This is a genomic window from Gordonia sp. LMA167, from assembly GCF_058130025.1.
Genome location: NZ_CM176708.1, coordinates 6225117 through 6246356, shown reverse-complemented (window position 1 = coordinate 6246356; position 21240 = coordinate 6225117). Strand labels below are relative to the sequence as shown.

The 21240-nt window shown below is 66.4% G+C and carries 19 protein-coding genes; 12 read left to right on the top strand and 7 right to left on the bottom strand.

Annotated elements, in window-relative coordinates:
- Positions 1-10 precede the first annotated feature (10 nt).
- Positions 11-1045: a Zn-ribbon domain-containing OB-fold protein gene (locus ACVT6V_RS28015; protein ID WP_489897316.1), complete on the bottom strand. Its 1035-nt coding sequence runs from the start codon at positions 1043-1045 to the stop codon at positions 11-13.
- A 69-nt stretch (positions 1046-1114) separates the two neighbouring features.
- Between ACVT6V_RS28015 and ACVT6V_RS28010 the strand changes: the two genes are divergently transcribed.
- A complete protein-coding gene (locus ACVT6V_RS28010) occupies positions 1115-2152 on the top strand; it encodes an LLM class F420-dependent oxidoreductase (RefSeq protein WP_489901049.1) in 1038 nt (345 codons plus the stop codon).
- A gap of 484 nt (positions 2153-2636) precedes the next feature.
- Here ACVT6V_RS28010 and ACVT6V_RS28005 read toward each other — a convergent pair whose 3' ends face one another.
- Both ACVT6V_RS28005 and ACVT6V_RS28000 read right to left on the bottom strand, forming a co-directional pair.
- Positions 2637-3245, bottom strand: a complete 609-nt coding sequence (locus tag ACVT6V_RS28005; RefSeq protein ID WP_489897315.1) for a TetR/AcrR family transcriptional regulator — start codon at positions 3243-3245, stop codon at positions 2637-2639.
- Positions 3217-3654 carry a PaaI family thioesterase gene (locus ACVT6V_RS28000; RefSeq protein ID WP_489897314.1) on the bottom strand — a complete coding sequence of 146 codons (438 nt, stop codon included), beginning with the start codon at positions 3652-3654 and terminating at the stop codon, positions 3217-3219. The genes ACVT6V_RS28005 and ACVT6V_RS28000 overlap by 29 nt, the downstream gene beginning before the upstream one ends.
- 109 nt (positions 3655-3763) lie before the next feature.
- On the opposite strand from ACVT6V_RS28000, the gene ACVT6V_RS27995 reads away from it, so the two are divergent.
- A complete protein-coding gene (locus ACVT6V_RS27995) occupies positions 3764-5191 on the top strand; it encodes a cytochrome P450 (protein ID WP_489897313.1) in 1428 nt (475 codons plus the stop codon).
- A gap of 600 nt (positions 5192-5791) precedes the next feature.
- Here ACVT6V_RS27995 and ACVT6V_RS27990 read toward each other — a convergent pair.
- Positions 5792-6613: a crotonase/enoyl-CoA hydratase family protein gene (locus ACVT6V_RS27990; RefSeq protein WP_489897312.1), complete on the bottom strand. Its 822-nt coding sequence runs from the start codon at positions 6611-6613 to the stop codon at positions 5792-5794.
- Positions 6614-6684: 71 nt separating this feature from the next.
- On the opposite strand from ACVT6V_RS27990, the gene ACVT6V_RS27985 reads away from it, so the two are divergent.
- The 3 genes from ACVT6V_RS27985 (at position 6685) to ACVT6V_RS27975 (ending at position 10469) form a co-directional block, all read left to right on the top strand.
- Positions 6685-8328 carry an acyl-CoA synthetase gene (locus ACVT6V_RS27985; RefSeq protein WP_489897311.1) on the top strand — a complete coding sequence of 548 codons (1644 nt, stop codon included), beginning with the start codon at positions 6685-6687 and terminating at the stop codon, positions 8326-8328.
- A gap of 2 nt (positions 8329-8330) precedes the next feature.
- The gene (locus ACVT6V_RS27980; protein ID WP_489897310.1) at positions 8331-9479 is read left to right on the top strand and encodes an NAD(P)H-dependent flavin oxidoreductase; all 1149 of its coding nucleotides are present in this window, start codon (positions 8331-8333) and stop codon (positions 9477-9479) included.
- 171 nt (positions 9480-9650) lie between these two features.
- A complete protein-coding gene (locus tag ACVT6V_RS27975) occupies positions 9651-10469 on the top strand; it encodes a DUF1206 domain-containing protein (RefSeq protein ID WP_489897309.1) in 819 nt (272 codons plus the stop codon).
- Between the two features lie 132 nt (positions 10470-10601).
- Here ACVT6V_RS27975 and ACVT6V_RS27970 read toward each other — a convergent pair whose 3' ends face one another.
- The 3 genes from ACVT6V_RS27970 to ACVT6V_RS27960 all read right to left on the bottom strand — a co-directional run bounded on the left by ACVT6V_RS27970 (position 10602) and on the right by ACVT6V_RS27960 (position 14741).
- Positions 10602-12143 carry a long-chain-fatty-acid--CoA ligase gene (locus ACVT6V_RS27970; RefSeq protein ID WP_489897308.1) on the bottom strand — a complete coding sequence of 514 codons (1542 nt, stop codon included), beginning with the start codon at positions 12141-12143 and terminating at the stop codon, positions 10602-10604.
- Positions 12140-13270 (bottom strand): acyl-CoA dehydrogenase family protein, encoded by a 1131-nt coding sequence (locus ACVT6V_RS27965; RefSeq protein ID WP_489897307.1) that lies wholly within the window; start codon positions 13268-13270, stop codon positions 12140-12142. The genes ACVT6V_RS27970 and ACVT6V_RS27965 overlap by 4 nt, the downstream gene beginning before the upstream one ends.
- A gap of 268 nt (positions 13271-13538) precedes the next feature.
- A complete protein-coding gene (locus tag ACVT6V_RS27960) occupies positions 13539-14741 on the bottom strand; it encodes an acyl-CoA dehydrogenase family protein (protein ID WP_489897306.1) in 1203 nt (400 codons plus the stop codon).
- Positions 14742-14868: 127 nt separating this feature from the next.
- Between ACVT6V_RS27960 and ACVT6V_RS27955 the strand changes: the two genes are divergently transcribed.
- The 7 genes from ACVT6V_RS27955 to ACVT6V_RS27925 all read left to right on the top strand — a co-directional run bounded on the left by ACVT6V_RS27955 (position 14869) and on the right by ACVT6V_RS27925 (position 21240).
- On the top strand, positions 14869-15057 hold the full coding sequence (locus ACVT6V_RS27955) for a ferredoxin (protein ID WP_489897305.1): 189 nt from the start codon (positions 14869-14871) through the stop codon (positions 15055-15057).
- A 105-nt stretch (positions 15058-15162) separates the two neighbouring features.
- The gene (locus ACVT6V_RS27950; protein ID WP_489897304.1) at positions 15163-16053 is read left to right on the top strand and encodes a 3-oxoacyl-ACP reductase; all 891 of its coding nucleotides are present in this window, start codon (positions 15163-15165) and stop codon (positions 16051-16053) included.
- Positions 16054-16191: 138 nt separating this feature from the next.
- A complete protein-coding gene (locus ACVT6V_RS27945; RefSeq protein WP_489901048.1) occupies positions 16192-16932 on the top strand; it encodes an MlaE family ABC transporter permease in 741 nt (246 codons plus the stop codon).
- A 3-nt stretch (positions 16933-16935) separates the two neighbouring features.
- The gene (locus ACVT6V_RS27940) at positions 16936-17787 is read left to right on the top strand and encodes an MlaE family ABC transporter permease (protein WP_489897303.1); all 852 of its coding nucleotides are present in this window, start codon (positions 16936-16938) and stop codon (positions 17785-17787) included.
- A 3-nt stretch (positions 17788-17790) separates the two neighbouring features.
- The gene (locus ACVT6V_RS27935; protein WP_489897302.1) at positions 17791-18972 is read left to right on the top strand and encodes an MCE family protein; all 1182 of its coding nucleotides are present in this window, start codon (positions 17791-17793) and stop codon (positions 18970-18972) included.
- The gene (locus ACVT6V_RS27930; protein WP_489897301.1) at positions 18965-20023 is read left to right on the top strand and encodes an MCE family protein; all 1059 of its coding nucleotides are present in this window, start codon (positions 18965-18967) and stop codon (positions 20021-20023) included. The genes ACVT6V_RS27935 and ACVT6V_RS27930 overlap by 8 nt, the downstream gene beginning before the upstream one ends.
- Positions 20020-21240 carry an MCE family protein gene (locus tag ACVT6V_RS27925; protein WP_489897300.1) on the top strand — a complete coding sequence of 407 codons (1221 nt, stop codon included), beginning with the start codon at positions 20020-20022 and terminating at the stop codon, positions 21238-21240. Before ACVT6V_RS27930 ends, ACVT6V_RS27925 begins: the two co-directional genes overlap by 4 nt.

Below are 21240 nucleotides of genomic sequence, written 5' to 3'. Positions count from 1 at the left end.
GGAAGACGGGTCAGAGGTGGTCGCGGTAGGACTCGTAGTCGGCGTCCGGTTCACCCGTCGGGGCGAAGTGGCTGATGTTGCCGATCGAGTACTCCCATTCGTCCTCGGGTTGCCACACGGCCTTGACCCGCATGCCCATCCGGACATCGGCGGCCTCGCAATCCAGGATGAGGTGCAGGAACGGGATGTCGGTGCCGTCGAGCAACACGTAGGCCGCCACATACGGCGGCTTGATCCGCTGTCCCTGGAACGGGACGTTCACGATGCAGAAGGTCGTGACGATCCCGGTGTGCGCCAACTCGACTCGCTCGACCGATGCCGAACCGTCCGACGGGCTGACCGCCTTGGGTGGGAAGTAGACGCGACCGGCGTCGACGCCCGATCCGATCCGAGAGCCGTAGAGCTTGCCGGCCTTGAGCCCCTTGAGGTACCAGGACTCCTCCTCGGTGGCCGAATGGATGATCTCGGTGGTGATCGGGGTGGGGATGACCACCAGGTCGCCCTCGGGATTGTCTGCTTCGTTCGCCGGAGCGGCGTCGGCGGTGTCTCCGGGCGCGAAGTGTGCGATGTCGTCGATGCGGCCGATGCGGGCCGCTTTCCAGACGGCGTGCACCCGCAGCCCGGTCGAGATGTCGGCTGGTGAGTCGACGGCAACGGCATGCAGGAGTGCGGTATCGGCCCCGTCGAGCTTGATGAGCGCCCACGCGAACGGCTTGTCGAGGGGTTGGGGGGTCAGCGGATCCGGTTGCCACGACCAACTGACGACCGTGCCCACCGTGGCCACATCGACCAACTCGGTGGTCTTGGCGCCGCCGACCTGATCGAACTCGCGCGGCGGTACCGACACCGAGCCGTCGCTGCTGCGCGAGCCGATGATGCGGCCGTCGCGCAGGGCGAGAGCGAACTGACTCAGGACGGGGCCCAGGGACCGGGTGTAGTCGAACGAGTTCTTCAGCGGCGCCGACAGGATCTCCGACTGCGGCTCGGGAACCTCGGCGACCGGGCTGGCCGGGGCAGGGCGGGGTGCAGTTGTGCTGGTGCTCACCCATCGAGTAGAACACGTTCTAGTATTGGGGCACAAGGTGCACGTCACGGAGCCGTGGAGGACGAACAGGTGAAGCTCGGACTACAACTCGGATACTGGGGCGCCGGTCCCATCGACAATGCGCCGGAACTCATCGCGGCCGCCGAGGAATCCGGCTTCGACGCTGTGTTCACCGCGGAGTCATGGGGTTCGGATGTCTACACCCCGCTGGCCTGGTGGGGTGCGGCGACCGAGCGTATCCGGCTCGGCACCGCGGTGGCGCAGTTGTCCGCGCGGCCACCGATCTCCCTGGCGATGGCTGCGCTGACGCTCGATCATCTATCGGGCGGCCGCCACATCATCGGGCTCGGGGTGTCCGGGCCACAGGTCGTAGAAGGGTGGTACGGGCAGCCGTTCGGCAAGCCGTTGGCGCGGACCCGCGAGTACGTCCGGGTGGTGCGCGATGTCCTCGCTCGTGAGGGCGTGGTGTCCAGTTCGGGCCCGCACTATCCGCTGCCGTACCCCAGCGACGCGCCCGGATCGACCGGATTGGGCAAGCCGCTCAAGCCGATCACTCATCCGTTGCGGGCCGACATCCCGATCTGGCTCGGCGCCGAGGGGCCGAAGAATGTCGCGCAGACCGGCGAGATCGCCGACGGATGGCTGGCGATCTTCTACAGTTTGCGTCTGGCCGATCAGTACGAGGAATGGCTGGCGGAGGGTTTCGCCCGGCCGGGTGCCCGACGCACCCGCGGTGAGTTCGAGGTCGCCGCCACCGTCCAGGTGGTGATCACCGACGACGTCGCGGAGGCGGTGGAGCGATACCGGCCGTCGACCGCGCTGTACGTGGGCGGAATGGGCGCCAAGGAGAAGAACTTTCACGCCGAGCTGTACCGCCGGATGGGCTATGGCGATGCGGTCGACGAGATCGGGGCGCTGTTCCGGGAAGGCCGCAAGGCCGAGGCCATGGCGGCGGTGCCCGACGAGATGGTCCGCGAGACGATGATTGCCGGGACCCCGGATGAGGTGCGCGCACAGATCAAACAGTGGGAGGCGGCCGGCGTGAGCATGCTGATGGTGACGGCGCGTGACGAGGGCACCATCCGTCAGTTGGCCACGCTGGTATGACCCTTCGTGACGCTCGCAAGCTCGCTCAGCTCGATCCCTGAGGAGGTCCGGAGCGCTAGCGGAGGACCGTGACTTTCCGATCCCTGAGGAGGTCCGGAGCGCTAGCGGAGGACCGTCACGAAGGGTCGACCCTTCGTGACGCTTCGCTCGTTCCTCGCGAGGCTCCTCAGGGGGCGGGTGGGCGTGCTGGTTCCTCGCGAGGCTCCTCAGGGGGCGGGTGGGCGTGCTGGTTCCTCGCGAGGCTCCTCAGGGGGCGGGTGGGCGTGCTGGTTCCTCGCGAGGCTCCTCAGGGGGCGGGTGGGCGTGCTGGTTCCTCGCGAGGCTCCTCAGGGGGCGGGTGGGCGTGCTGGTTCCTCGCGAGGCTCCTCAGGGGGCGGGTGGGCGTGCTCGTTCCTCGCGAGGCTCCTCATGGGCCGGGTGGGCGTGCTGGTTCCTCGCAAGCTCCTCGGTGGCCGGGTGGGCGTGCTCGTTCCTCGCGAGCTCCTCACGGGCCTGTGGGCAGGCTGTGCACTTCGTCGAGTAACTGATCGGCAGCGTGAAGAGTGAAGTCGCGCAGCCACTCTGCCGGTCTTCCGCGGTCGGGAAGGTGTCGCCGCACGGCGGCGTACGGCAGGTCGACCACGGCGAAGGTGAGTCGGTCCATCACCTCGGGGCCGTCGGAGCCGAATCGTCGCCGGGCGTAGGCGCGCACGGCGTCGCGGGTGGATCGGTTGTGCCTCGTGAGTTCGGCGGCGAGTGTATCCGGCCAGGATCGTGTCAGATCCTGTTTGTCGTATTGCACGAGCAGAGCCGACTCTCCCGGATGTGCGGCGGTCCAGTCGAAGCAGTGCAGGACTGCTGACATGGCGGCCTCGACGACATCGTCTGTGCGCAGCGCAGCGACAAGGCCTTCCTGGTAGCGGACGATGGCGCGCAGCCACAGTCGCGCCATGAGTTCGTCGCGGCTGGCGAAACGGTGATAGACCGAACCCGACGGCGCGCCGATCCGTTGTGCGATGGCCGTCGCGGTGGCCGCGGTCGGTCCTGATTCGACGACGATCGCGAGTGCCGCGTCGAGGATTTCGTCAGTGCTGAATCGCGCTGTTCGACCCATGGCCCCGGACCATGCTCGTGCCCTGCGCGGCTGCTACCACGCGCTGTGTCCCGTCGCTGCCCACCATGCTGATGTCACAGCGCGCAACGGCTTTCGTCCGCCCCGCATGGACGAGAGTCGCGCGCGCCACCAACTCGCTGCCGTCGCGTGCGGGAGCGAGGTATTCGATCGAGAAGCCGCTGGTGACGATGTCCGTCCCGAGGCCGAGTGCAGCAGCGTAGGTCAGGGCATTGTCAGCGAGGTAGCTCAAGACACCACCGTGGATGTATCCGTACTGCTGTCGCAGGTCGTCGCGAACATCCACGGCCAGTGTCACGCCGTCGTCGTCGACATGAGTCAGGCGGGCGCCGATCAGTCGACTGAACGGCTGCGCGTCGAGCACTTTGCGCGCGAGGTCGAGGTCCATCATTTATTAGAGAATTCTCTCTAATATTCTCGGTGTCAAGGTTGCCGGTCGAGGCGGATCTCCACCCGCAGATGGATTGACATCGGCTGCGGGCGGGCGCAAGGTCGAAATCGTGGTCAGGAAACTGAAGAACGACTGGTCGGGGCAGTCCTTTCCGCACGCCGGCCGGCGCAAGCCAATCGTCGGGGATCTCGGGGTGTCAGATCCGCGGCACCCGCTGCTCGATCTGCTCATATGGGGCGCGGACCTCGGGCCGATCTACGAGATGCAGATCTTCCGGCAGAAGTTCGTATTCGTCTCGAGTGCGGAGCTCGCCGCCGAGCTGTGTGACGAGACCAGGTTCTGCAAAGGTTTGCCGCCGGCGATCACCGCGCTGCGGCAGTACGCCGGCGACGGCCTCTTCACCGCGTACAACGACGAGCCGAATTGGCAACTTGCGCATGAACTCCTGATTCCGGCGTTCACGAAGTCCGCGATGCAGTCGTATCACCCGATCATGCTGGCTACCGCAAGTGAGCTGTTCGAATACTGGGACAGGCAGGACGGGCCGGTCGACGTCACGCGCTCGATGACCAAGCTGACACTCGAGACACTCACCCGCGCCGCCTTCAGTCGCGACTTCGGTTCGTTCACCACCGCGGAGCCACATCCGTTCGTGGGTGCGATGATCCGCGCGCTGGAAACGGGACGACGCAAAGGAGCGCTGCTGACCGCGCCCGGTGGGGGACTGCTCGGCCGATACCTCGACCGCCGCAACGCCGATCAGCAGGCCTACGTCGACAGCCTGCTGGACGAGCTGATCGCCGACCGCGCCGAGTCCGACGACCAGCACGACCTTCTCGGCATCATGCTCAACGTCTCCCATCCGGAATCAGGGGAGAGATTATCGCCGTTGAACATTCGCTACCAGATCCTGACGTTCCTCGTGGCGGGACATGAGACCACATCGGGTGCATTGTCTTTCGCGCTCTACTATCTGTCTCGCAATCCGGACTGCCTCGCCGCAGCGCAACGCGAGGCCGACGACATCCTGGGCGCTGATCCTGTCGCGACCCCGACCTTCGAACAGGTACCCAAGTTCCGATACATCCGGCGCTGCCTCGACGAAGCGCTGCGGATCTGGCCGACGGTACCGGCCTTCGCACGAAGCGCGCGCGAGGAGACGATGCTCGCTGATCGCTACCGCATGAGGCCCGAGGATTGGGCGGTCATCGTGCTCGGTCAGGTGCATCGGGACCCGGCGGTGTGGGAGAACCCCGACGTCTACGACCCGGACCGGTTCCTGCCCGCCAACGTCAAACGGCGGCCCGCGCACAGTTACAAGCCCTTCGGCGCCGGGCTGCGGGCGTGCATCGGACGTCAGTTCGCGCTGCATGAGGCGGTGCTCGTGCTCGCCTGCCTGCTGCACCGCTACGACGTGGCCGGCGACCCCGACTACGAGTTGGCCATCGACGAGCGTCTGACGATGGTGCCACGGGACTTCGAGCTGTCGTTGGAGCCGCGGCGGGCGGTCACCGGGTCTCGATACGTCCTCGGCTAGCGCCTCGGTCTACTCGACCAGCGGGGGAGTCGTCGTCGGCTGGTGGCTGGGTCTGCTCGACCAGCGGAGGAGTTGTCGTCGGCTGGTGGCTGGGTCTGCTGGATCGGTGGGGGAGTTGTCGTCGGTTGGTGGCTGGTTTGGCTGGAGCGGGGCGGGTCTCGATACGTCCTCGGCTAGCGCCTCGGTCTACTCGACCAGCGGGGGAGTTGTCCTCGGCTGGTGGCTGGGTCTGCTGGATCGGCAGGTCTCGATACGTCCTCGGTTAGCGCCGCCTCGGTCTACTCGACCAGCGGCGGAGTTGTCCTCGGCTGGCGCCTCGGTCTACTCGACCAGCGGGGGACTTGTCGTCAGCTGGTGGCTGGGTCTACTCGACCAGCGGGGGAGTTGTCGTCGGGTGGCGCCTCGGTCTACTCGACCAGCGGCGGAGTTGTCCTCGGCTGGCGCCTCGGTCTACTCGACCAGCGGGGAGTTGTCGTCAGCTGGTGGCTGGGTCTACTCGACCAGCGGGGGAGTTGTCGTCGGGTGGCGCCTCGGTCTACTCGACCAGCGGGGGAGTTGTCCTCGGCTAGCGTCTCGGTCTGCTCGATCAGCGGAATGGGATCACTCACCCGTGAAGACCGGCTTCTCCTTGTTGGCGAAAGCCTTTGGCCCGACCTTGGCGTCCTTGCTCTTGAACACCGCGATGCCGAGCTTGGATTCGATCTCGAAGGCGTCGAGTTCGTGCATGCCCTCGGTGTCGCGCATGGTCTTGAGGATCGCCTGCACCGCGAGCGGTCCGTTGGCGGCGATGGTCTCGGCGATCTCGAGCGCTTTGTCGAGCGCTGAGCCGTCGGGCACCACGTAGCCGATCAGGCCGTACTCCTTCGCCTCGGCCGCGGTGATGTGCCGGCCGGTGAGCAGGAGATCGGCGGCGATCGTGTACGGGATCTGGCGCGGGAGCCGGACGGCGCTGCCGCCCAGTGGGAACAGTCCCCAGCGTGCCTCGGCGACACCGAATTTGGCGGTCTCGCCGGCCACGCGGATGTCGGTGCCTTGCAGGATCTCGGTGCCACCGGCAATCGCCGGGCCTTCGACGGCCGCGATCAACGGCTTGGTGAGTCGTCGGCCCTTGAGCAACGCCGGCAGGCTGGCCGGATTCCAGCTGCCCTGCTCGGCGGTGTCACCGGGCGAGTTCTGGTTCATCGCCTTGAGGTCCATGCCCGCGCAGAAGGCGCCGCCGGCACCGGTCAGGATCGCCACGCGAATATCAGGATCGTCGTCGACCTGGTCCCATGCCTCGACCATGATCCGCATCATCTCGGCCGACAGTGCGTTACGCGCTTCGGGACGGTTCATGGTCACGATCAGAACGTGGCCGCGCTTCTCGACGAGGCAATCGGGTCCTCGGTCGGTGGTGGTCTCGGAGCCGGCAATTGTGGTCATCGTCGTCCCTCGCGAATTCGGTGCGTGATTGCTGCTTGCCCGAAACGATAACACGTTCTAATTTTGAAGCCATGGCCTATACGATCGCCGATCTCATCGAGCATGCCGTCGACCTGGTCCCGGACCGGGTCGCCCTGGAATCCGGAGACCTGTCCCGCACCTACGCCCAACTCGAGGCGCGCTCGAACGCGCTCGCGCACAAGTTACGTTCGCTCGGCGTCCAACCGGGCGACCGCGTGGGGCTGTACAGCAGGAACACGCTCGAGGCGGTCGAGTCGATGGTCGCCATCTTCAAGGCCCGGGCGGTGATGGTCAACGTCAACTACCGCTACGTCGAGGCCGAGCTCGAGCACATCTTCACCGACTCGGGGATGAAGGTGCTCATCCATGAGCGGCAGTATTGCGAGCGGGTGTGCAACACGTTGCCGAAGGCGCCCTCGATCGAGCATCGGATCGCGATCGAGGACGGTTCCGACGTCTCGCTCGGGTGCGCGGGGTACGAGGACACCATCCGCTTCGAGGACGCCATCGCCGAGTCCTCGACCGAACGCGACTTCGAACAGCGCAGCAACGACGACCTGTACATGCTCTACACCGGCGGCACCACCGGGAAGCCGAAAGGTGTCGTCTGGCGCCAGGAGGATGTCTGGCGGGTCCTTGGCGGCGGAATCGACTGGTACACAAGCACCCCGGTGGCCGACGAATGGCAACTCGCGCGGGAAGGGGCCGACGGCGGTCAGCTCGTGCGGTTCCCGATCCCGCCGTTCATCCACGGCGGGTCCCAGTGGGCCATCTTCCAGGCGCTCTTCGGCGGCGGCAAAGCCGTGGTGTATCCCGAATTCAGTGGCGCCCGGGTGTGGGAGATCATCGAGCGTCACGGCGTCAACGTCGTATTCATCACCGGAGATGCCATGGGGCGCCCCATGATCGAGGCGCTGTCGGAGAAGGACGACTACGACCTGTCCAGCGTGCTGTCCATCGCATCGTCGGCGTGCCTGTTCTCGCCGAGTATCAAGGAACAGTTCATCGACCGGTTCCCGAACGCGGTGATCATCGACGCGATCGGATCGTCGGAGACGGGCTTCGGTGGTCTCGGTGTCGCGTCGAAGGATTCACCACACACCGGCGGGCCACGCGTCAACGCCGACAGCGAAACCCATGTGCTCCGGGAGGACGGCACGCGGGTCGAACCGGGCAGCGGCGAGATCGGTGTGCTCGCCCGGACCGGCCACATCCCGCTGCGCTATCACAACGATCCGGAGAAGTCGGCGAAAACCTTCAAGGAGTTCAACGGGATTCGCTACTCACTGCCCGGTGACTTCGCGCAGGTGGACTCCGACGGCACCATCACCATGCTGGGTCGCGGATCGGTCTCCATCAACACGGGCGGGGAGAAGGTGTTCCCCGAGGAGGTCGAGGGTGCGCTCAAGGCCCACCCCGACGTCTTCGACACCGTCGTCGTCGGGGTCGCCGACGACCGCTTCGGCCAGCGTGTGGCCGCCGTCATCGCCACGCGCGACGGGGTGCGACCCACCCTCGCCGACCTCAACGATGTGGTCCGCAAGGAACTCGCCGGCTACAAGTGCCCGCGCAGTGTGTGGTTCGTCGACGAGATCAAGCGGTCCCCGGCCGGCAAACCGGACTACCGGTGGGGCGCCGCCATCACCGCAGAACGACCCGCAGACGAGGCGCTGTCCGCGCCGGAGAAGAGCTGATCATGCGTACCGAACTCGCCGATCGTTTCGGCATCGAGTACCCGATCTTCGGGTTCACGCCGAGTCAGGACGTGGCCGCCGCCATCAGCCGGGCCGGTGGACTCGGGGTGCTCGGCTGTGTGCGCTTCAACGAGGCCGACGAACTCGACGCGGTGCTCGAATGGATGCACGAGAACACCGACGGCAAGCCGTTCGGCGTGGACATCGTGATGCCGGCCAAGATCCCCACCGAGGGCAGCAAGATGGACCTGGACTCGATGATCCCGCCGGAGCATCGAGCATTCGTGGAACGCACTCTCGACGATCTGGGCGTCCCGCCTTTGCCCAACGGCGAACGGGTCGACGCCGGCGTACTGGGCTGGCTGCATTCGGTGGCCCGGTCGCACGTGGACATCTCGATGGAACACGTGCGCAAATATGGTCAGATCAAGCTGATCGCGAATGCGCTCGGTTCGCCGCCGGCCGACGTCATCGCGACATCGCACGACAACGGTGTGCTGGTGGCCGCGCTGGCCGGCGCCAAGGAGCATGCGCTGCATCACGTCGAGGCCGGGGTCGACATCGTCATCGCCCAGGGTTACGAAGGCGGTGGCCACACCGGCGAGGTCACCTCGATGGTCCTCTGGCCCGAACTCGTCGATGCGATGGGCGATTCGGCGCCGGTGCTGGCCGCCGGTGGCGTGGGCAGTGGCCGCCAGATCGCCGCGGCCATCGCCCTCGGTGCGCAGGGTGTGTGGATGGGCACTTACTGGCTGACCGCCGCGGAGTACAAGCTCGGTATGGAACCCGACGCCGACGGTCCGTCGACGGTCCAGAAGGCGCTGCTCAAGGCGACGTCGAGGGACACGGTTCGTCGGCGCATCTACTCGGGCAAGCCGGCGCGACTGCTGAAGACCAAGTGGACCGACGCGTGGGACGCTCCCGGCGCTCCTGATCCGCTGCCGATGCCGCTGCAGAATCTGCTCGTCGGAGAGGCGCACGCCCGGATCTCGGCCGCAGACGATCCCGAGGTCGTCGCCATGCCCGCGGGCCAGATCGTCGGCCGATGCAATGAGATCGTGCCCGTCGCCGACCTCATGGCGGGTCTGGTGTCCGAGTACGAGAAAGCGGTCGCCCGGATGAACGACACGCTGAAGACGCCGGTGAGCTGAGACGGGCCATCGCGGGTTCTTCCGTCGGATCTCCAATCGTCCGCCGGAAGTAACGACAGGAAGAGTCAGGGTCCGGCGGAAGAACCCAGTGGCGCGAGCCGAGAACGGTACCGCGCATTTGACGTTCGTGGTGGACTGGTCTGGAGACCCGCACCCGACGAATGGACATCGATGTCACGTAACCAGGTGACCCAGACCGTGGACCGTGTCACCGACAGCGACTGGTTCGAACGCGCGGCTCGCGCCGGCTACGTGGTGACCGGGCTGCTGCACGTGCTGATCGCCTACATCATCGTGCGGATCGCATTCGGTGACGGTGGCAGCGCAGACAACTCCGGCGCGCTGGCCGTGTTCGCGGGCGAACCGGGCGGACGGCTGGTGCTGTGGCTTGGCGTGGTCGCGTTCGCGGCGCTTGCCTTGTGGCGCCTCGCCGAAGCGATCGTCGGCGGGAAGGCCAATGAGCAGCGCTCCTCCGACGACGGGCTGAGTGGTTGGTTCGATCGGGGCAAGGCGCTCGCTCTCTGTGTGGTCTACGTGGGACTCGCCTGGTCCGCCGCCACGTTTGCGATGGGCAGCGGAAAGTCGAGCAGCAAACAGAACGCGACGATGAGTGCTCGCCTCATGCAGCACACCGGCGGCCGGGTGGTGCTCGTGATCGTCGGGCTGGTAATCATCGGGGTGGGTGTGTACTTCGTATACAAGGGCGTGACCAAGAACTTCCTCGACGACCTGCGCACCGGCGGCGGGAAACTGGTCACCACGACCGGGGTCGTCGGTTACTCGGCCAAGGGTGTGGTGCTCGCGGGCGCCGGCGTGCTGGTGATCGTGGCGGCCGTTCGCGCCGATCCGGCCAAGGCTGCCGGAATGGACGCCGCGATCAAGACGCTCGCCGGTCTGCCGGCCGGTCAGCTCCTACTCATCCTCGGCGCCCTCGGGCTCGCCGCCTACGGCGTCTACTGCTTCGTGATGTCGCGCTGGGCGCGCATGTAGCCCGTCGGCCCCGCGCCGTCGCGCCGCCGTCGGCCGTCGCTCAGTGTTCTTCCCCCGCATGTTGTTTCGTTCGTCCCCAGCAGGCCGGGGACGAAGTCATACCCGGGGGACGAAGCGATGTTGGGCCGGGGGTCAGGCGGGGCGGTAGGTGTGCCCGGTGCGCAGCCACGTCGGCGCAGTCGCCGCGTCGCGCAGCGTGCGCTTGACGGTCTTGAACGTCGCGGTCTCGGGGAGGCTATCGGTCAGGCGCACCCGGTGGGGCCACTGTTTCGGGCCGAGATCAGGTTGTGCATGGAGGAATTCGGTGAACGCGTCCGGGTCCACGTCGCCGTCGACGACCAGCACCGCCTCGATCTCGTCGCCGATCTCCACCGGCACGCCGTATACCGCGGCCTGTCGAACCTGCGGGTGACGCAACAGTATCCGTTCGATCGGGCCCGTCCCCAGGTTCTCCCCGTCGACGCGTAGCCAGTCGCCGAGCCGGCCGGCGAAATGCAGGTATCCGGCGTCGTCGACCCAGGCGAGATCGCCCGTGTGATAGACGCCGCCGCGCATCCGGTCCGCCGTGGCCTCGGGGTCGTTGTGGTACCCGCTGAACAGGCCCGGGCCCGACGAGTTGACGATCTCCCCGACCTGCCCCGCCGGCACCGGGTCACCCGTTGCCGGGTCGACCACGCACGTCGGGGCGCGCAGGGGACCCAGCGCATCCGGGGGAGTATCGGGGGTGCGGGTGATGGCCACACCGCCCTCGGTGGAACCGAATCCGTCGACGACCCGGCAGCCGAACCGTTCGGCGAAACGAGTCCGGTCCCGCGCCGACGCCTCGTTGCCGTACATGATGCGCAACGTGTTGTCCGCGTCATCCCCGGCCTCGGGCGTCGCGAGAATGTAGTTGAGCGGCTTACCCACATAGTTGGCGAAGGTGATGCCATAGCGGCGCACATCCGGCAGGAACCCGCTCGCGGAGAAGCGGCGGCGCAGCGCCACCGACGCCCCACCAGCCAACGCCACCGACCACCCGGCGATCACGGCGTTCGAGTGGAACATCGGCATCGACAGATAGACGACGTCGGCGGGTCCGATCTCGAAGCGTTGCGCCAGCATCGCGCCGCTCTCCGCGAACTTACGTTGGGTGCATCGAACGGCCTTCGGATCGCCGGAGGTGCCGGAGGTGAAGATGAGCATCATCAGGTCGTCGGGATCGACCGGCCGGTGCTGCACCCAGTGCTCGGGGGACTCCTCTCGCTGATCGAGCGGCGAACGAAGTGAGTCGCGCATCGAGATCACCCAGCTCTCGTCGTCGACGTCGATCACCCGGACGTCACCGATGTCGGTGCCGTCCAGGAGGTGGCGGGTTCGGCTGTCGGTCAGCACGATCTGGCAGTCCGACCGGCCGATGTCGTCGGCCAATGCCTGTCCACGTCGGGTGGTGTTGAGCCCGACGAGCACGAACGAGCCCTGCGCCGCTGCACCGAGAAGGTAGCTGAACTCCGGCGAGTTCTCCAGCAGCACACCGACATGCGGTGGCCGCGCGGGCGCCAACAGTTCGCGCAGAACTGCGCCGCGAACCGCCGACCTGTCGACATGATCTCGCCACGAGACGAACAGGTCGTCGCAGAACAGTCCGCGGTCCTCGACGTCGGAGACCGCGGACAGCAGCGCTCCGAGGGTCACGCCGGTGTGGCGGCGAGTTCGGCACCGATCGCCCGCAGGGACGCCGATGCCGAACCGCAGGTGAACTCGTTCTGCTTGGCGCGCAGGAAATAACGGTGCACCGGGTGGCTGGTGTCGAGTCCGACGCCACCGTGGACGTGCACGGCCGTGTGCGCGATGCGATGTCCGGACTCGGCGGCCCAGAACTTGGCCGTGGCGATCGCGGTCCGCAGTTCCGCGTCCGGTGCGGCGCCACCGGAGTTCGCCAGCATCCACGCGGCCTGCGTGGTGGTCAGCGACAGGCCCTGGGCGTCGATGTAGCCGTCGGCGAGGCGCTGGGCCACCGCCTGGAAGGAGCCGATCGCGCGGCCGAACTGCTCGCGTTCACGCGCATACTCGGCCGTCAGTTCGAGGGCACGGGCAACGATTCCGGATTGCTCGGCGCAGATCGCCAGGGTCAGACGATCAGCGACGACGAGGACCGTCGCCGCCCCGCCGTCGAGGATGCGGGAAGGGTCGACGGCGACGTCGACGAGGTCGACCTGTGCGGTCGGGATCTTGCCGGTGGAGGGTGTCGCGGTGACCTGCACACCGGCATCGTCGGTACGCACCACCACCACGACAGGTCCGTCCGGGCCGAGCGCGTTGACGAGCAGGGAGTGCGCGGCCTGCGCATAAGGGACGTTGACCTTGGTGCCGCTCAGGGTACCCGCGGTCGTCAGTGTGGTTGTCGGCGAGGTGAACTCGCCGCCGAGGTCTTCCTCGAAGCCGACGGTCAGCACCACGTCCCCCCGGGCACCTGCACTCAGCAGCTCGTCGCGCAGCGTCGCGGACCCATGGGCCGCGACGACCGGCAGTGCGGCGACGGCATGCGGGCCGAATGGAACTCGGGCGAGGGTGCGGCCGAGTTCTTCTGCGACGACGGAGTTCTCGACGGCGGTGAGGTCCCCGCCGCCCTCGCCCGCCGCCGCCGAGGTGAGCTCCAGGCCCAGCAGGCCGGCGGTGCCGAGTTCGCGCCACAGGTCGGCGTCGATCGGCGCGTCGGCCGTCTCGAGGTCGGCGACCCGTTCGGGGGTGCTGATCTTGGCGGCGATGTCACGGGTGAGTCCGCGGACGTCGTCACCGGACTCGGGGAGGGTGAAATCCATTGGGGTGGCTTTCTGTGTTTGGGTGGTGTGGTGGTGGTTTCGATACGCCCTCGCCTAGCGGCTCGGACTACTCAACCATCGGAGGAGGTCTAGCGGCTCGGGCTACTCAACCAGCGGAGGAGGTCTAGCGGCTCGGGCTACTCAACCAGCGGAGGAGGTCTAGCGGCTCGGGCTACTCAACCAGCGGAGGAGGCCTAGCGGCTCGGGCTACTCAACCATCGGAGGGCGCCTAGCGGCTCGGGCTTTGCTACCAACGGTTGGCCCGGGCCTAACGACGCTGGTGGGGCAGACCGAGGGCGAGCATGCCGATGATGTCGCGCTGGATCTCGTTGGTGCCGCCGCCGAACGTGAGGATCAACGACGACCGCTGGAAGCGTTCGAGCCGGCCCTGCAGATGTGCACCCGCACTGCCGCGGCGCAGCGTTGCCGCGGGGCCCAGGACCTCCATCATCAGGCGGTATGCCTCGGTGGCGAACTCCGTGCCGAACACCTTCGTCGCCGACGCATCGGCGGGGCTCGGCGACGCGCCAGACGCGGCGATCGAGGCGATCTTCCAGTTGATGAGTTTCAGGAACTCGACCTTGGCGTGCACCCGGGCCAGGTTCGCCTGCACCCAGGGTGCGTCGATGACGCGCTGTCCGTCACCGGTCTTGGTGTGCTGCGCCCACTCGACGGTCTCCCGCAGGGCCGTCTGGATCGGAGCGGCGCTGCACAGTGCGACCCGTTCGTGGTTGAGCTGGTTGGTCACCAGCGGCCAGCCGCCGCCCTCCTCGCCGACGAGCGCGGACGTGGGTACCCGCACATCCTGGTAGTAGGTGGCGCTGGTGTCGACGCCGGCCATCGTGTGCACCGGGGTGTAGCTGAAGCCGTCGGCGGTGGTGGGCACGATCAGCATGGAGATGCCCTTGTGCTTCTTTCCGCCCAGTTCGAGGGCCGAGGGGTCGGTACGGCACGCCAGCCAGATGTAGTCGGCGTAGGGGACCAGACTGGTCCACATCTTCTGCCCGTTGATGACGTACTCGTCGCCGTCGCGGATGGCCGTGGTCCGCAGGGCCGCGAGGTCGGTGCCGGCGCCCGGTTCGGAGTAGCCGATGGAGAAGTGCAGCTGACCGGCGGCGATCTTGGGCAGGAAGAAGGCCTTCTGCTCATCGGTGCCGTAGTGCATGATCGTCGGCGCCACCGAGTTGATGGTCAGGAACGGCACGGGCGCACCTGCGATGGCCGCCTCGTCGGTGAAGATCAACTGATCCATCATCGAGCGATTCTGTCCGCCGAATTCGGTCGGCCAACCCAGCGCGAGCCAGCCGTCGGCGCCCATCTGAGCGACCACATCCCGGTAGGCGTCGCCCTCGCCGAGCTCTCCCTCACCGCCGTGCAGCGCGGCTCGTCGTTCCTCGGTCATCAAGCCCGCGAAGTACGACCGCAACTCCTTGCGGAGGTCGGCCTGTTGATCGGTGTAGGCGATACGCATCGGGGTCTCCGTGTCATAGTGGACAGCCGTGTGGCGGCGAGCACATGCTCGCCAAGTTCTGAAACACGTTCTAACCTGTAGAACACAACCCGTCAACCAGACGATCCGTCGGGAGAAGGAGTTCGGTATGCGAATCAAGGCAGATTTCGACCTGTGCGAGTCCAACGCGGTGTGCGTGGGCATGGCGCCTGACGTGTTCGATCTGGACGACGACGACTACCTGGTGATTCTCAAGGAGGAAGTGCCCGCCGAGCGCGAAGAGGAGATGCGTCAGGTGGTCGCCAGCTGTCCGAAATCGGCGCTGTCGCTGGAGTGAGCGTCCGGCCCAATTCCGGGTAACTGGTTCCGGTTCGCCCGCGTTCGTGCTAGAACAGGTTCTAGTTTTGATCGGGTTCCAGTTTCATCAGCGAAGGGGAGTGGCGTGGGCCAGTCGTTGGACGGACGTGTCGCGGTCGTTACCGGTGCGGGCGGAGGCCTCGGCCGGGCGGAGGCGATCGGCCTGGCCGCCGAGGGTGCCACGGTGATCGTGAACGACCTCGCCTCCTCGCTCGATGCAAGTGACGTCATCGACGTGATCGGCGTAGCCGGGGGGCGCGCCGTTCCGGTGGCCGGTGACATCGCTGAGTCGGCGACCGCGACCGAGATCATGCGCACCGCGACACAGGATCTCGGCGGGCTCGACATCGTGATGAGCAATGCGGGCATCACCCGCGACAAGATGCTCTTCAACATGACCGACGACGAGTGGGACCTGGTCATCCGGGTTCACCTGCGCGGACACTTCCTGCTGAACCGCAACGCCGCGAGCCACTGGCGGGCGGCGTCGAAAGCGGCCGGCGAGCCGGTGTACGGGCGCTTGATCAACACGGCGTCCGAGGCGGGGCTTCTCGGACCGGGCGGTCAGGCGAATTATGCCGCGGCGAAGTCGGGCATCATCGCGCTGACGGTGTCGGCTGCGCGTGCTCTCGGACGGTATGGCGTCACCGCCAACGCGATCTGTCCGCGTGCACGGACGTCGATGACCGCAGACGTTTTCGGAGAGGCGCCGGTCGACGGGGTGGACCCACTCGGCCCGGAGCACGTGGTGAGTCTGGTGAAATATCTGGCGGCGCCCGATGCCGAAAAGGTCACCGGGCAGGTCTTCGTCGTCTACGGCGGCAAGGTCATGCTGATGGCCGCACCGACGATCGAGGAGACCTTCAGCGCGGTGGGGGCCGCGTGGGAGGACGCGGATCTGTCGAAGACTCTGACCAGCTATTTTGCCGGTCGTGACCAGGGTCGGACGTTCTCGGCGAGCGACCTCGCCAACTGACGATCACGAATCGGTCATGCGACCAGAACGATTCGGATCTGCGTGATAGGTTCGCGGTGTTCGGCGGGGCGAGCGCGGCGGTGGGGCATGTCCCCCGGGGGGTAAGGAGAGTTGGTGTTTCAGAAGCTCGCAACGCCGATGGCAGGTGTTGGAGACTTCGTCGCCCTAGGGGTGGAGTCTTCTCGGGAGCTGTTTCGCCGGCCATTCCAGTGGCGCGAGACGGTCGAGCAGTCCTGGGCGATCGCCCGGGTATCGATGGTGCCCACGCTGCTGGTCGCGATCCCGTTCACCGTTCTGGTCAGCTTCACCCTCAACATCCTGCTGCGCGAGATCGGTGCGCAGGATCTCTCGGGTGCCGGTGCGGCGCTGGGCACGATCACCCAGATCGGTCCCATTGTCACCGTGCTCATCGTCGCCGGCGCGGGTGCCACCGCCATCTGCGCCGACCTCGGCGCGCGCACCATCCGCGAAGAGATCGATGCGATGAAGGTGCTCGGCATCAACCCGATCCACCGGCTCGTCGTCCCTCGCATCATCGCGTCCACCGGCGTGGCGATCCTGCTCAACAGCCTGGTGTGCACCATCGGCATCGGCGGCGGCTTCATGTTCTCGGTCTTCCTGCAGGACGTGAACCCGGGAGCATTCATCGCCAACCTGACCCTGCTCACGGGCTTCGGCGAACTGATGATCTCGATGGTCAAGGCGGCTCTCTTCGGCCTGTTCGCCGGCATGGTCGGCTGCTACCAGGGGCTCAACGTCAAGGGCGGGGCCAAGGGCGTCGGCGACGCGGTGAACGAGACCGTCGTGTACTCGTTCATGGCGCTGTTCGTGGTCAACGTCGTGGTGACCGCCGTCGGACTCAAAGCGACGGCGGGCTGAGCAATGGTTCTTCCGTTCACGACCCGGTTCCGCACTGCACGTGTCGCGGTCAAACGCGCGGGTGAGGACTGGGATCAGATCGGCGATCAGGCGCTGTTCTACTGGGACAGCATCATCGCCATCCCCCGTGCCCTCAAGCACTACAAGAAGGAGACCCTGCGGCTCATCGCGGAGATCTCGATGGGTACCGGGGCTCTCGCGATGATCGGCGGCACGGTGGTGGTCGTCGGCTTCCTCACCCTCTTCACCGGCGGCACCATCGCCGTGCAGGGCTACAGCTCGCTGGCCAACATCGGCGTCGAGGCCCTCACGGGCTTCTTCTCCGCCTTCATCAACGTGCGCATCGCCGTGCCGGTGATCGCGGGTATCGCCCTGGCCGCCACGATCGGCGCGGGTGCGACCGCGCAGCTCGGGGCCATGCGGGTGAGCGAGGAGATCGACGCACTCGAGACGATGGCGATCTCGTCGATCCCCTACCTCGTCAGCACCCGCATCATCGCGGGTCTGATCGCGATCATCCCGCTCTATGCACTGGCCTCGCTGGCGTCGTTCCTGGCCAGCCGGTTCGCGACGGTGTTCATCTACGGGCAGTCACCGGGCGTCTACGACCACTACTTCAACACCTTCCTCATCCCGTCGGACATCCTCTGGTCGTTCGTGCAGGCGATCTGTATGGCGGTCGCGGTGATGCTCATCCACACCTACTACGGCTACAACGCCTCGGGCGGGCCGGTCGGAGTGGGCGTCGCGGTGGGGAACGCGGTTCGCGCATCACTCGTTGTTGTGGTCGTGATCACACTGCTCACCTCCCTCGCCATCTATGGCGCCGACGGCAAGTTCAACCTGGCGGGGTAGATGATGGCGAGACGACAGGAGCGCAGCAGAGCGGTCCGGCGGACCGCGGCGACGGTGATGATCGTGGGGCTGGTCGCCGTGATCTCGGCGGCGGCCGGACAATTCCTCGGCTGGTTCGCATCGACCGAGACCGTCACTCTGCAGGCGCCGCGCGCGGGCCTGGTGATGAACCCGGACGCGAAGGTCAAACTACGCGGCGTCGAGGTCGGCCGGGTCGGTTCGATCACCCAGAGCGACGGTCACGCCGTGCTGAAACTCGACATCGCGTCGGATCAGATGTCGATGATCCCGGGGAACGTCGGTGCCGACATCAAATCCAACACGATCTTCGGTGCCAAAGCGGTGAATCTCGTCGTGCCGGACTCCGGAGCGTCGGGAACGTTGCAGCCGGGCCAGACGATCGAGGCCGACCACGTCGTCGTCGAGCTGAACACCGTCTACCAGCAGCTCGTCAACGTGCTCGCCGAACTGCAGCCGGAGAAGCTGAACGCGACGCTCGGTGCGATCAACACCGCGCTCACGGGCCGTGGCGACGCCGTCGGCAACGCACTCGATCAGCTGTCGGTGCTGGTCGGCAAGGTCGACCGGGACCACCTGCCGGAACTGAACTCGCTGTTCCGGCAGACGGCGACGGTCACCAACGTCTACGCCGACACCATGCCGAACCTGATGCGCACCGTCGACAACTTCACCTATATCGGCGACAACCTGGTGGACAACACGGCCAATCTGGACGCTCTGCTGATCAACGCGACCGGGATGGCCAACACGATCGACGGGGTGATCGCGCCGTCGAAGAACACGCTGATCGCGACACTGTCGAACCTGACCCCGACCGCTGAGCTGCTCGGCTATCAGGCACCGGGGCTGAAGTGCTTCATCCAGACCACCGCGATCGGCGGCAAGATGGCGGCTCCGGTGTTCGGCGTCAACGACGGGCTGCTGAAGCTCAACGCGGGCGTGCTGCCGGGCAAGGAGCCCTACCGGTATCCGGAGGATCTGCCGCGGGTCGCGGCGGCCGGCCCGCCGACCTGTGCCGGTGGCCTGAGCGATCCGAGCACCAAGGTGCACGCACCGTTCTACGTGAGCGACGACGCCCCGCAGCCCTATCAGCCGCGCACCACCCCCAAGCTCGACAAGCAGAAGATCTTCCAATTGTTGTTCGGAGCACCTCCTCGTGGATAACCGCGCGCGCGCCTTCCGCGCGACCCTGATCAAGCTGGGAGCGTTCACCATCGTGATGCTCCTGGTGTTCGTGGCGCTGGTCGTCGTCTTCAGTCGGTACCGTTCGGGCAAGACCGAGGAGTACACCGCGCTGTTCACGAGCGCGTCGGCGATGAAGCCGGGCAGCAAGGTGAAGATCGCGGGCGTAGAGGTCGGTTCGGTCAAGAATGTCTCGCTGACGCGTGACAACCAGGCAGAGATCGGCTTCACCGTCGACGAGCAGTACCCGCTGCCTTCCTCGGTCCGTGCACTGGTGCGCTACGAGAACCTGACCGGTGACCGCTACCTCGAACTGGAGCGGGGGACCGGCGACCCCGGTGAGAATCTGTCGCCGGGCTCGCAGATCCCGGAGACCCAGACCGAACCCGCGCTCGACCTCGACAAACTGCTCGGCGGGTTCAAGCCGCTGTTCCGCACCCTCAACCCGACCGAGGTCAACGAGCTGTCGTCGTCGCTGATCGCCGTCTTCCAGGGGCAGGGCGGTGAACTCAACAGCCTGCTGTCGAACACGTCGCAGTTCACCAACGCCCTCGCCGACCGGGATGCGCTCATCGACAGCGTCATCGACAACCTGAATCAGACGTTGACCACCCTCGACGGCGACCGCAAGGGTTTCGACGAGAGCGTGGATCTGCTCCAGCAACTCGTGTCCGGACTGTCCGCGCAGCGCGGCACGATCGGCAACGCACTGACCCAGACGTCGCAACTGACCAACAACCTGTCGGACCTGTTGGTGGCTACCCGGCCCGACATCCAATCCACCACAGCCAATCTCGGCAAGACGTCGGAGGAGGTCCTCAAGGGGCAGGGCTACGTCCGGGGTCTGATCCAGCGGCTGCCCGACGACTTCCACAAGCTCTCGAATCTCGGTAGTTACGGTGCGTGGCTGCAGATCTGGCTGTGCAAGGTCCGGATCATCTTCACCGGTCCGGGTGACAAGCAGATCGAGTGGACCAACATCGACGCCACCGGGGACACGACGGGCCCCGGCGGGAGGTGCAAGGCGCCGTGAGCATTCCGTTCGGCGGTATCTTCCGCAACAAGCGCACGACGTCCGACGAGGCCGACGTCGCCCGGGAAACCAAGCGCGGCGGCCGTAGTCGCGCGCAGATCGGTGTCATCGGCGTCGTCATCACGGCACTGGTGGTGATCGTGGCGCTGCAGATGGACAAGCTTCCCTACCTGTCGCCGATCAGCACCTACAAGGCGTACTTCGACGATGCGGGCGGCCTCGTCTCCGGCGACATCGTGACCGTGTCGGGTGTCAATGTCGGTACCGTGCAGGCGGTTTCGTTGGCCAGTACCGACGGCGGCACCAAAGCGCAGGTGACGTTCCGGATGAACGACACCGTGCTGATGGGCGCCGACTCACAGGCCGCGATCAAGACGGAGACGGTCCTCGGGCGGCGCAACCTCACCATCATCCCGCACGGCCCCGGTCGAATCCGTCCGGGCGGGGAGATCCCGAACGAGAACACCGTGGCGCCCTACTCGCTGACCGATGCCCTCGAAGGTGCCACCGACACCATCGCCGAGACCGACACCGATCAGGTGAACAAGGCGCTCGACGTCCTGTCGGACACGTTCTCCGAAACACCGTCGCAGGTCCGCGGCGCGGTCGACGGTGTCGCCCGGCTGTCCAAGGCCGTGGCCGACCGTGACGACGCCCTCCGTGGGCTGCTGGCCAAGGCCAATCAGGTCACCAAGATCGTCGGCGATCGCAGCCAGCAGATCAATCAGCTCCTGGTGGATGCCAACTCGCTCTTCGGTGAACTCCAGATGCGGCAGGCCGCCATCGCCCAGTTGATCACCGGTACCCGTGACGTGAGCGCGCAGATCAGCGGTTTCATCGACGACAACAACGCCCAGCTGACCCCGGTGCTGACCAAACTCGACGGAGTGCTCGACATCCTGACCGACAACGAGCAGAGCCTCAAGGACGCGATCGACGAGCTCGGGCCGTACGCGAACGTTCTGGGCGAGGCCGTTGCGTCGGGACCGTACTTCTCCTCGCTGGTCGGTATCCCGACATTCGGTGACTACACGGCCGTGTTCATGAAGGTGCTGCAGCGCAAGTATCCGGAGGTCTGGAAGGCGTTCAGTTACACGAACCCGCTGAACCCCGACCACATCAAGCTGGTGCCCGGCTTCGATCAGAACCGTAAGATCACGCCGCCGAGCCTGACGTATCCGACCGGGCCGTCGACGACGCCGAAGCAGGGGGGCTGA